General features: G+C 48.6%; 4 protein-coding genes. 3 read left to right on the plus strand and 1 reads right to left on the minus strand.

Annotated elements, in window-relative coordinates; all coding sequences use genetic code 11:
- Nucleotides 1-42: 42 nt before the first annotated feature.
- The 3 genes from BMX95_RS18265 (at nt 43) to BMX95_RS18275 (ending at nt 4,817) form a co-directional block, all read left to right on the plus strand.
- On the plus strand, nt 43-2,994 hold the full coding sequence (locus tag BMX95_RS18265; RefSeq protein WP_081202599.1) for a SusC/RagA family TonB-linked outer membrane protein: 2,952 nt from the start codon (nt 43-45) through the stop codon (nt 2,992-2,994).
- A 23-nt stretch (nt 2,995-3,017) separates the two neighbouring features.
- The gene (locus BMX95_RS18270; protein ID WP_081202940.1) at nt 3,018-4,349 is read left to right on the plus strand and encodes a RagB/SusD family nutrient uptake outer membrane protein; all 1,332 of its coding nucleotides are present in this window, start codon (nt 3,018-3,020) and stop codon (nt 4,347-4,349) included.
- 96 nt (nt 4,350-4,445) lie between these two features.
- Nucleotides 4,446-4,817 (plus strand): DUF4870 domain-containing protein, encoded by a 372-nt coding sequence (locus tag BMX95_RS18275; RefSeq protein ID WP_081202598.1) that lies wholly within the window; start codon nt 4,446-4,448, stop codon nt 4,815-4,817.
- Between the two features lie 73 nt (nt 4,818-4,890).
- Here BMX95_RS18275 and BMX95_RS18280 read toward each other — a convergent pair whose 3' ends face one another.
- Complete coding sequence (locus BMX95_RS18280; RefSeq protein ID WP_081202597.1) at nt 4,891-13,047, minus strand: beta strand repeat-containing protein; 8,157 nt, start codon at nt 13,045-13,047, stop codon at nt 4,891-4,893.
- Nucleotides 13,048-13,163 lie beyond the last annotated feature (116 nt).

A 13,163-nucleotide genomic window follows, 5' to 3' on the forward strand; every position in this document is an offset into this window, starting at 1 on the left:
TGATCGGTACCCGTATTTGTTCACAAAAAAAGACAACCAAGCATGCAAAACTACAAACGATTGCTTCTTTTAATCTGTTTATCTGCTCCTGTATGGCTATTTGCGCAAATCCGTGTGTCGGGAACTGTGGTCGACAGCAAGAATACGCCCATACAGTTCGCTTCTGTAAAGATCAAGAATTCGAATCAGGGCACTTCAACAGATGCCAATGGAAAATTCAGCTTAACCGTGCCGGGCAAGGGCGGTTTGCTGGATGTTACTTTTATAGGCTTCAAAGGCACCTCCGTTAACGTAACGGCCCCTACAACTGATCTTGTTATCAGTATGCAGGAAGATGTGGGCCACCTCGAAGAAGTGGTGGTGACCGGTTTGGCTTCTTCCACCAAACGTGCCAACCTGGCCCACGCGGTAGGTACGGTGTCGGCCAAACAGCTGGTGGGAACTACGCCCCAGGCTACGGTTGATGCCGCGCTCTATGGTAAATTCCCCGGAGCAGTCGTTTCCTCCAATTCAGGCGCTCCTGGTGGCGGGATCTCCATCAAATTGCGGGGGATCACTTCCCTGGTGGGTAATTCCCAACCGCTGTTCATTGTAGATGGCGTTTATTATGACAACTCCTCTATCAATAGCGGGCAGAATTTTATTTCAAAGGCAGCCAATCAGGGTAGTACCAATTTTCAGGAGAACCCCAGTAACCGCGTGGCCGACCTTGACCCGGAAGATATAGAGCGGATTGAAATCCTGAAAGGCGCTTCCACAGCTGCCATTTATGGAGCACGCGCTTCAACCGGTGTGGTGATCGTAACCACTAAAAAAGGAAAATCGGGAAAACCCAAGATAGAAATAGGTCAGTCTATAGGATGGCAAATGCAGTTGAAAAAACTGGGAATGCGGTCATGGGATACGGCCAAAGTACGGGCTGCTGCCGGTGCCAACGGTTTGGCCATTTACAATGCCAATGGCGGCAAGACCTATAATTATGAAGATGAATTGTTTGGCGAACATGGCTTCATGAACAATACCCGGGTTGCCGTGAGCGGTGGGAATGATAAAACTTCCTATTATGCGGGCATGACCTACCAGGATAATGATGGTATTGTAAAAAATACCGGGTACCGCAAAACTTCTTTCCGCCTCAATCTCGATCAGGCCCTTACTAAATTCCTTGACCTTTCGGTAAACGCCAACTATATTGAATCGAACGCTAACCGCGGTTACTTCAATAACGACAATACCAGCACTTCTATGGGTGTAGCCTATGTATCAACGCCTTCCTGGGTGAATTTATATCCCGATGCCAATGGCAACTACCCCAATAATCCATTGGTCCCCTCCAACTGGCTGCAAACGCGCGACCTGACAACCAATAATGAAACCGTGAACCGCATGTTGCTGGGTGGCAGGGCTACCTGGAAAGTGTTAAAAAACAGTGTGCACGACCTGAAGATCATTGCCTTTGGTGGTATTGACTATTACACCCTCAATACAAAAGGCATCTTCCCGGCTGTATTGCAGTTTGAAAAAAATGGCAATGGTACCAATGGCGCCCTGCTATATGGTACAACCGTTACACATAATGATAATTATTCAGCCCTGGCAGTGTATGAATTAAATCCCAATAACGGGTTCATCTTTACCACCCAGGCGGGGTTAAATGCCATCAACAACAACCTCAACACGGTCGTGAACACGGCCACCCAACTGATAGGTACCCAAACCAACCTTGACCAGGCCGGCGCTATACAGGTAGAACAAAACAAGATCATCTCAAAAGACCGCGGCTTTTTTGCGCAGGAAGAGGTGAATTATAAAGACATGCTGATTGGTACGGTAGGTATCAGGGGTGATAAATCGAGCCGGAATGGCAATGCGGATAAACTGTACTACTATCCTAAATTTTCGCTGGCTTTTAATATCCTGCCATTGATGGATGTAAAAATGTTAAGCCTCTTAAAGGTGCGCGGGGCCTATGGCGAAGCGGGCAACTTTGCTCCTTTTGGGGCTATCTACTCCCCGCTGGTACCGGCTAATTTCAATGGTACCACTGGTTCTTTGGTAGATGTTACGCGGGGCGCTGCCAACCTGGAACCGGAAAGACAAAAGGAACTGGAACTGGGTGTGGATGCAGGCATTCTGAACAATCGCGTTGGCGTAGAATTTACCTGGTATAAAAAAGACGTGGAAGACCTGATCCTGAAAGTGCAAACGCCAGGGTCAACCGGTTTCTCAACCGGCTGGAAGAATGTGGCGGCCATTCAGAATAAAGGGGTGGAAATTGGGTTAAGCGCTGTTCCGGTGCTCACCAAAGAATGGCGCTGGAACGCACAGGTAAACTGGTGGAAGAACACCTCCAAGGTAACCAGGTTAGATGTACCTGCCTTTAACGTAGGCGCTTTTGGCGCCTCCCTGGGAACTTATCGCATTGAAAAAGGCAAAAGCGCTACCCAGATCGTAGGTATTGGAAATGCAGACGATAAAGTGGATCCGGTAACCAACCTTGCATTATATGGAAATGCAGAACCAGACTTCAACCTCTCCTTCAACAACAACGTTACCTGGAAGAGTTTTGAATTAAATGTACTGATGCATTGGAAAAAAGGCGGCGATAACATCAACCTCACGCCTTTATTGAGTGATTTCGGCGGCACTTCACACGACTATGATGACAGGGACCTTGACCCCAAAGGACAATTGACAAATGGCGATTACCGTAAGGCTTCTTATGGTAATACTGCCCGCCCATTTGTAGAAGATGCTTCTTACTTCAGGGTGCGGGAAATCGGGCTGAGCTACGTTTTACCCGCAGCATGGTTTAAAAATATCGCCCGGGTAAAAGTAGGCTTTTCAGGCAGGAACCTGATCAATGTATTCGACTACAACAGCTATGATCCGGAAGTTTCCAACTTTGGTATCGATGCTATTTCCAGCAATGTGGATGTAACACCGTTCCCATCGGCCAAGAGTTTCCACTTCAACGTATCAGTTACTTTTTAATCATGAACCCCAAAAGATCAATTATGAAATATCAACATAAATTAAACCAGCTTATTACTTTCACCGGTTTGTTTGTTATCACCATGGGCTGGTCGTCGTGCAAAGTAGAACCCATTCTTGATCCCAATAATCCAGGCACCAATATCATTACCCAAAACGCCACCTTAGGGGAAATACAAAACCTTGCGGTGGGATGCGAATCCGGCATGAGAATTTATTTAGGCACCTACCTGGACAATGTAAGTATGATAGGCCGGGAATATTATCGCTATGCCGCCAGCGACCCCCGGGTAACCGGTGACCTGCTGGGCAAAGGCAGTGCTACGCTCGATAACAATACTTTTTACACTACCAACCCGTTCGATGGCCGGTACCGGGTGGTAAAGAATACCAATGTGCTTATTGAGGCATTGCAAAACACAAAGGCAGACGGCCTTCCCGATGCACAGCGAAAAGCCGGCATCGCTTATGCCAAAACAATACAGGCGCATGAATTGCTGATGGTATTAAACTCACAGTGGGAAAACGGCATTCGGGTAGATGTGAGTAACCCGGATAAACTAGGCCCCTTCCTTTCAAAAGACGAATCGTTGAATGCCATTCAGAACTTACTGAATGAAGCCAACAATGATTTGAAAGGCAGTAGCGTTGACCTCCCGTTCAATACTACCCTATATGATAAGAAGGCCAGTGAGTTCTCCAAGTTCAACCGGGCACTGGCAGCGAGGGTGGCTGTTTACCGTAAAGACTGGACCACCGCCAGCAACGCCCTCAATGAATCTTTCCTGGATTTGAATGGCAGTCTTACAGATGGTTCGTATTATTTATTCTCTACAGGAGGTGGCGACCTGTTAAACCCGGTATTTAATCCACGAAACACCCCTCCCGCCGAAGTACGGGTTACACAACCTAACTGGATAACCGAAGCCATACCCGGTGATACCAGGTTGAGCAAAGCCCCCAAAAGGGATGCTACAGCTACACAGGATGGACTGAACAGCGATTATGATTTTTTCGTATATAAAACAAACGTAGCTCCGATCCCAATTATCCGCAATGAGGAATTGATACTATTATATGCAGAAGTGAAAACGCAGCAAAATAGTTTACCCGATGCTATTATTGCCATCAATAGAATTCGTACGGCGGCTGGCCTCACCCCTTATTCCGGGGCAGTTACGCACGATGCGCTTATTACGGAAATCTTATACCAACGGCGGTACTCCCTCTTTGGTGAAGGCCATCGCTGGATCGATATGCGTCGTTATAACCTGTTAAGTACGCTGCCTATCGACCGGCCCGGAGATGATGTATGGGTTCAGTTCCCAAGACCGGCTACAGAAGTAACTCAATAAAGAGATAGCAGGAGGTGTGCCACGGCTTGTTTGCGTGGCACACCTTCTAATTTATTATATGGAATTATTTCGATAATTTCATAAAAACACCTTAAAATGACAAGTAGCAACCCGTCTAATTCTTTCTTAGGCACCGACCAGTCGCCTGCTTACACCCCCACCAGTGATGAAAGAACACTGGCCATCCTTTGCCATGTGCTGACCATCTTTTTCTGGATCTTTCCGCCACTGATCATTTATCTGATAAAAAAAGATGATTCCAGTTTTGTGGCTGAACATGCAAAGGAATCAATGAACTTCCAGCTTACAGTAAGCATCATCGCTATTATTCTTTTCATTACCATTATAGGCATCCTGCTGTTATGGGTACTGGGCATTGCAGTGCTGGTACTGGTAATTGTAGCCACCGTAAAAGCCAGCGAAAACAAATTGTACCGCTATCCTTTTGCGCTTAGATTGATCAAATAAATAAAAAGTCCTGCTAGAAAGCAGGACTCTCACTTACTCCCCGATGAATCGGGACTTATCACATGATCCCATTTTAATTTCTTATTACGAATCGTATTGTTTGTAATCTGCCATCATCCCCTACCCCACGCAACGCATATACGCCACTTGCCAAACCAGCCAGCGATACATTGATATCATTTACCCCAGCCGTTAACGAAGTGCTGAATTTTCTGGCCAGTGCGCCGGTTGCATTTATCACAGACCAGGTCATCGTCATGGTACGCCGGCTGCTGATCCGCAGTATGGCATGGCCGTTGGTAACCAGGGTGGGCAATAGTTGTACGCTGAATTCATATACCGGTGCTTTTAACATGCCCTGATTGGTGATCACGATTGAACCCAACTGAGTTGTAGACAAAGTTACCAGTCGTGCCGTTGATGTTCCTGTTGGCAGCACACCACCCGTAGGTGAAACAAGCGCCCAGGTTACGCCATTGTAAGCGCCCGCATCCATACTGGCGGTTGGATTACAAGCAGCATTGGCATCACCATCCGCATATTGTAAAGTAATATTCACCGGGGCTGCAGGTGTGGTGGTGGTGGTAACCGTCCACGTACGGTTGATGGCCTTGCTGTCATCGATCACTGAAGCGATCAACCCTTCCATTACCCGCACGGTGTACGTCATACCCTGTCCATTATTAAGCGTTACCGGATTATAGCTGTTGACAGTAGGTCCAACCGGCACAGTGATTGAACTGGTATTGTTTGTAACAATAGCCGAACCGGTTCCATTGGTAATGATATGACTGGCCGTATTTCCTGGCGTTGCATTTTGCAGATAGATGTTAAACGAACCGGCAGTTATATTCCCATTGGTCATGGTAAGGGTATTGCCAATGTTTAAATTACCGTTGAGGGTAACACCTGCGCCATTCATCATCACATTGCCAACCGACAAACTGTTGATGGTTTGACTGGCGGTACCACGGAAAGCGATCGTGCCTGCGTTTGCATTCAGCGTGCCGGTATTGACAAAATTGCCATAGAGGTTTAAGGTACCGGTTCCATTTATCGTGAGCGAGGCGCCCGTACCAATGGTAACTGTATGCGCGTTGGCAGTTCCACTGATCACCGGACTAAACGGCGTGCCAGACGTAATACTTACATCGGTGGTGGCCACCGGAATGCCGCCGCACCAGTTGGCTGCCGTATTCCAGTCACCACTTACGACGCCCACCCAGTTGTTGGACGATTTCACAGTAAGGGTGGCTACACTGGAAATTACCAGTCCGCAGGCGTTGCTGATCACTACATCATAATCACCATTATCAGCGCTCACTATATTGGCAATGGAATACGTATCGGCAATGGCATTGGAAATATTCACGCCATCTTTCCGCCATTGATAGTTCAGGCCGGAACCACTGGCTGTTATACTCAGGTTAACCGCACTTCCCATACATACACTGGAACCCGCAGGTTGGGCCGTGATCGCAATGCGATCATTTACCGTAGCCACCACAGCCGTACGCGGGGTTTCACAACTACCGGCCATAGCCGATACATAATAAGTAGTGGTAGTAGTTATGGCAGGAGTTGTATAGGTTGAACCAATACCAATCGGATTTGTAGCGGTTGCATCAGGATACCAGTACAGGGTTGAACCGGCAGAACCCGTAGCCTGCAAGTTCACCACGCCGGCATTACAACGGGCAGCGGGTGCGGTGGTTGTTACGGCGGGACTGTTCACTTCCACTTTTATCGCCGGGGTAAACACCGTATCGGTAATACAAACGGAGGCCAGCCGGTAATAAAGCGTTTGCGTAGCTGCAGTTGTTGTATAAGGAGAAGAAATACCATTCACCATATTACTATAAGTGGCCGAGTCAGTACTTTGCTGCCATTGAATACCGGCAAAACCGTCACCACCGATTACTGTTAATACCGGCGCCCCATTGAAACAGTAACTGGTTTGTGAAGCGCTGATGACACCTGATACCAATGGCACCCGTGTGCGGGTTACCATCGACATGGCATCGTTCGAAGGCTTCGCATCGCCGCTAACGGTTGTTTTGGCGTTGAAAACATAGGTACCCGGGGTACGCATATCGATAGAATCGGTAATGCCGTTCAGCAGCACATCCATAGTAGCGCCGGCCCCCAGTGTACCCGTGTTGATCGTTTTGGTAACCGTGGCCGTTGCAGCACCTGTAACATTCACCGTAATCGTTACCGGGTTCACAGCGAGATCTAATGGGGTAGCACTATTATTTCTCACTTTGATAATCGCTGCCTCTTTGCCATAACAGCCTTTACCTGATGCGGGTGTTTCCAGAGAAACAGCCTGCAGATCTATACCGGTCAGTTGAGCAAATTCATCAGCGCCCACATCAGGCGTAGTCGCATTTCTGGCCTCGCCATCTATGTCATCGGTGACCAGGGTTACCGGCAAGGCAGCACCATTGGCCGGAGAAACCGCTGCAGTACTTATATGCAGATCAACCGTAGCAGCAGCGCCGGAAGCATCCACAAACAACGGATCTGCTGCCTGGCTGGCCAGGTCGTTTCCTAAGATCCAGCCACTGGTATAAATAGCCGCAAATGAAGTGCCGCCCGGTGTAGCCGCAGCAAAATTGCCACCGGTTCCACCATAGCCATAAATATTATGGTCGAAAGTCATTCCTGCCAATGCATCCACCCAAATGGCATTGTGCATACCACCGGTTGTTGCGTTGGAACGGTTGTTCACAAAGATGTTGTTTTGAACATTATCGGTACCGCTATTGGTTTCCTTGCGGAAAGCGTTTGAGGGCCTTGCAGTGGTACCCACTCCGGCTCCACCGATATAAATACTGTTATAGAAAATACTACTGTTCAAACCGGAGCCCTTCATAATACCATCTATGCGAATGGCATTGGTTAAGGAAGTACCATCCGGTTTAATACCCAGTCGAACCATATTGTTGTATACATCTGCCTTGCCCTGATTGAGCTCGATACCCCGCATATTAACATTGGTATTGGCCGTGGTGACATCAAAACTATGCACCGTATTTTTCGAGATCGTATTGGTAATGGTGGCGGAATTGGCGCCCCAGAAAAAGATCCCTTCTATATACACACCCGCCGTAGCAGCACCGGAAACCAGGCTATGCACCGTATTGCCGGTAACCGAAACCGGGTTGCTGGTTGAAGCGCCCATGTAGATGCCCAATACGGCTGAGTTGCCGCTGCCCAGCGTATACGCCGTGGCTGAATATAAATCACGTACAGTATTACCAGCGACAGCAGACACGGTGGAAGCAGCCGAACCAATATTGATCCCGGCCACCTGTGCCCCGGTACCTGCCGATGTTGAGTTATTAGTAAGATTGGCGATGGTATTATTCGTAATCGCAAACACACCATTTCCGCTGGGAATATTGATACCCCGTACATACAGGCTGGTAGTGCCGGCGTTGATGGCTTTGATGCTGTTGGCGGTGGTTAAACTACCCACCAGATTACCATCGATAGTCACTATCCCTGCGGTGTTATCATATATGCCGGAGAAGTTGTTACCTGCATTGGAAAGCGTGATACCACCGGTACTATTTTGTTTCAGGTTGATCACCGCGGCAGCATTTGTGTTACCGGAAATGTAATACGGGATCGTATGCGCACCATTACCACCGGCAATAGTGATGGCATTGGTACCGGCAACCGAACCTACTGTATTACCTGTTACCGTACCCACATTCACGCTGCCGTTTGAACCGGTTACGGCAATCCCATGGAACACATCGGTGGTAATGGTACTGGTAATCGCTATATTGGTGATAGTGTTTCCCTGTACGGAACTCGGGTTTACACTCGTGCCATCAGCAATTTCCAGCCTGATACCATCGAAGGAGTTACCCAGTCCTGATAACGTATAAGGCGTGCCGGTACAATCGGGCGCCGAACCACCGATATAGTTGTCGGTTACCACAAAGCCATTGCCCACGCTGCCGGTATTTCGGTTAGAGACGATCCAGATGCCTCTGTTGAACGCAGCAGCCGAATAAACCCGGGCGCTGGTTTGGAAGAAATGATTTCCGGATACCACCCAACTGCTTACCCCATTGTTCAACAATACGCCGGCAGAATTACCATTCGGCAGGAAGTAATCGTAAATGTTACAATTGGAAATGGTATCGTTATCGTTGAAGTTGGTATTGACACCGGTATTATTAGCGCCCAGGGCATACACGCCTATTGACGGTATAGAAACCCCGGTTCCGCTGGAGTGAATGTTACAATGATCGATGGTATTGTTATCGTTCCCATTGGCACCATTGCTGCCAAAGAACACCACACCCGCAGACAGCGTAGTAGTGGCAGCAGTCACCGCATTCATCCCCTGCAGATCACAATACTTTACCACATTGCGAAAGGCACCATTATCGAAACGGATGGCAGTACCCAATGCACTGGTATTTATAATATTCAAATTAGTGGCATTCAAATTACCTGCTGTCGTTACAGTCAGGGCAGTTCCTGTTCCCCCCGGTCTTCCATCGATGGTGACATACGTTCCACCAGTAAGATCGATGGTAGGTCCGGGCAGGGAGCTGGTGATTACCAGTCCGTTTGCATTGGCTGCCGGACGGATCAATACTGTATTGACCGGACTAAAACAGGCATTGGAGCCTATAACGATCGGGAACGTTTCATTAGCGCTTGTATAATCACTTTGCAGCTCCACGGTCACCGCACCACTGATACCGCCGCTTAAGGAAGCTAATGCAGCCGTAAGCGTTTGGAAGGTGCCGGTTTGTCCAACAGTGATTAACCCGCTAGGTCCCGTACAACCTGCCGTGTTTTTTGAACCGAAAACAGCCGTACTGTATTTGATGGCACTGAGACAGGCATTGTTATAAGCATATACATAATAATCGTAAGCGGTGCTGGCCAGCAGATTCGAATTGGCAAAGTTGGGCGTTGCACCAATGGCCACTACCGTACCGGTCCCCAGTGAACTGCCTGCGGCATAGATCACGCCATCTACCGGCGCTGCCGGGGTTGCACCAGCCAGATACCGCACGATCAGATAACCGTTGGCACCGCCAGCAGAAGCCGTAAAGCTGCCGTCTATTTCGGTTGCTGACACGGTCGTTAACACCAAACCGGTGGGTGTATTGGGCGTGGTACAGGTAGCAGCCGCTGCCACAAAATTACCGGCATCGGCCCCAATATCAACCGGGGTTAAGCCGCTGCGGGTATCATTGTCGTAATCGTCGGTTATTGACGTTATGGCCGTACCCGTGCCTTCAGCCACAGACACGCCGGTAGTATTGATATGCAGATTCAGGGCTGACAAATTCCCGGTTGGATTGATAAAGTTAGGATCACCCGTTACGCTTTTCAGGTCACCCGCCAGCCAGCCGGTTGTAGGCGTACCACTATTCATATAGGTGGGTATTTCCACGGCACCGCTGTTTGCAAAGCGACCGCCCGAACCATTATACTGGTATACATTGTAATTAACGGTTGCGCCTGTAGTGGCGCCACCAAAACTGATGCTGAAATGTTTGCCGCCACCGTTGGCATTGGCCCGGGCATTGACAAAGATGTTATTACGAATATCGTATGTACCCGAAGTGGCGAGCCTGCTAAATGCAGAGGTATTGCCGGTACCCGTTCCTACTCCGGTTCCCCCGATATAGATACTGTTGTGATAAAAACTATTGGCAGAAGCGGTGTTGCACACTATCCCATTTATGGTTAATGCAGTAGTAACAGAAGTGCCATCGGGTTTGATCCCCAGCCTGATCATATTATTGCTGTAAACAGCAGCCCCACCATTCAGCTGAATGCCTGTGAACGATGCACTGGTGTTTACGGCCGTCGCATCAAAGCTGTGAATGAAATTCTTTGAAACCGTATTGGTCACGGTAGTGGTACCACTGTAATACAAACCGATCACATTTACAGCAGCGGTAGTAGCCGTACCCGATAATACCAGTGAGTGAATGGTATTCCCGGTCACCGTACAACCAGCCGCATTGGAACTGTTCATATTAATACCTATGATAGCGCTGTTGATAGTAGTAGCCGTGCTTTGCGTAGCATTCACCAGGTTGCGAATGGCATTACCGGTTATGCCGCCACTCATACCTGCGGTGGTAGCTGCGATATTGATCCCAATCACCTGTGATGCTGCCGTACCCGTGGTGGCATAGTTACACGTGAGATTTTGAATAAGATTATTGGCAATGGTAAGCACCGGGCTACCGGATGGGATATGTATGCCATTCACAAATCTGCCTGTGGTAGTGCCGGTATTGGAAGCCGTAATATTGGTAATGGTATTATTACTGAAGTTTCCGGTAATGGCGCTGTTGGCGAAAATACCGGAAAAAGAGTTCCCCGCAGCCGTCAGCAAAACGTTGCCAATGGTATTGTTCTTTACAATAGTATTGTACGTACCACCAAAGAAGAGCATATGGCTCGCCACCAATCCTGTTGCATTGATGGTGATGCCGCCGTCAGCGGCTCCATTGCTGCCGGTTGCCGAACCAATGATATTGCCGGTGTTGTTGCCGATCTCTACATTTCCCCTGCCAGCCAGCACCGCAATGGCATGCAGGGCATCATTGGTAGTGGAAGTAGTTATATTGATATTAGTAATGGTATTGCCTTGTACAGAAGAAGCAGCCAGTGGAGTTGCTGCATCAGCGATTTCCAACCGGATGCCTTCAAAGAAACCGGCTGTACCATTGGCAAATGTATAGGGCGTGCCACCGCAATTGGGCGCACTGCCGCCGATAAAGTTGCCCGTAATAATAAACCCATTACCTATCTCTCCTGCCGAAGCGGCGCGGAATGGCGCAATCCAGATAGCCCGGTTAAAGGCAGCGGCAGCTGCTGACACCGTAATGCCTTCTGTTTCGAAAAAGTGATTGGCGCTGATCGTCCAGCCGCTGTTACCCATGTTCAATTCCAGTCCAACAGAATTACCGGTTGAAAAATAATCGTAAATATTGCAACCCAGCACCGCGTTGTTGTCGTTGAATGGTGCAGCATAAGCTGCCACCGAACTGGAATTATCATACCCCAGCGAATAAATACCGATAGATGGTTTGGTGATATTGGTACCGGTTGAATGGATATTACAATGATCGAGGGTATTGTTATCATTTCCATTTGCCCCGGTATTACCGAAATACACTACGCCCGACAACGTATTGGGCTGACTGGCATTGTTGGCATTCTGCCCCTGCAGGTCACAATATTTTATGATATTATTTGTAGCACCATTCTCGAGTACAATCGCTGCGCCCGAATTGTTGGTGTTGATGATATTCAAATTAGTGGCGTTCAAAACACCCGCTGCAGTAACCGACATGGCTGAACCGGTTCCTCCAGGGCGACCATCGATGGTTACATAATTAGCGCCGTTGAGATCGATGGCTGCGCCCAAACCCAAACTGGCAATCACCAGTCCGTTGGCGCCGGCAGCCGGTCTTATGGTCAACGTATTGGCTGCATTGAAACAGGCATTGGAAGCAATGACGATTGGGAAAGTTTCTGCAGTGCTGGTATAGTTGCTTTGCAACTCAAGCGTCACGGCACCGCTCACGCCGCTTGTTAAAGCTGCGAGGGCCGCTGTTAATGTTTTATAGGTTTCATTGGGCCCAACAGGAATTACACCGCTGGGACCACTGCAGGTATTGGTTGCCTGCGTACCTGTTAATGGCGTTGTTATATTGTATACCGGGCCAATGCAATTGGTATTGTTATAGGCGTATACATAAAAATCGTAACCAGTGCCACCGGTAAGGCCACCGGCACTGAAAGCGGTGGACGAATTGGCCTGTACCACCAAACCCGTTCCCAGTGTACTGCCCACCGGATACGTAGTGCCATTTACCGGAGCAAGGGGTGTAGCGCCGGCCGGATAACGTACTACGATGTATGCATCTGCGGCAGGCGATGCGGTAAAAGAGCCATTGACCTGACTGGTAGAAGAAGCGGTTAACACCAGGGCGGTTGGCTGGTTAACGGGCGCCACACAGGCATTCATGATGCTCACTCCCATTACATGCAAAAAGCCACCGGTAGCAGGCCGGCTGATGGTGATGGAATTGATCTTTTTGGTATAATTAGAACCGTTCACGGCCATGGTGGAACTGGTCTTACCTTCTTCATTGATAAATGTGGGATAACCGGAGAAAGGTTCCAGCCCTTTGTATGAAAACAACAGATCATGAACGTTTTTCAAATAGTACGGTTGGCCTATATATTATTATTACGTTAATAGCGTAAAAAAAGGGGGAGACAAGGTGACGGCAATACCGGGACAACAGCGGGACAAATGCATTTTTAACCTGCTGCATA

It is taken from the genome of Niastella yeongjuensis (assembly GCF_900110245.1).
GTDB classification, from domain to species: Bacteria; Bacteroidota; Bacteroidia; order Chitinophagales; family Chitinophagaceae; genus Niastella; species Niastella yeongjuensis.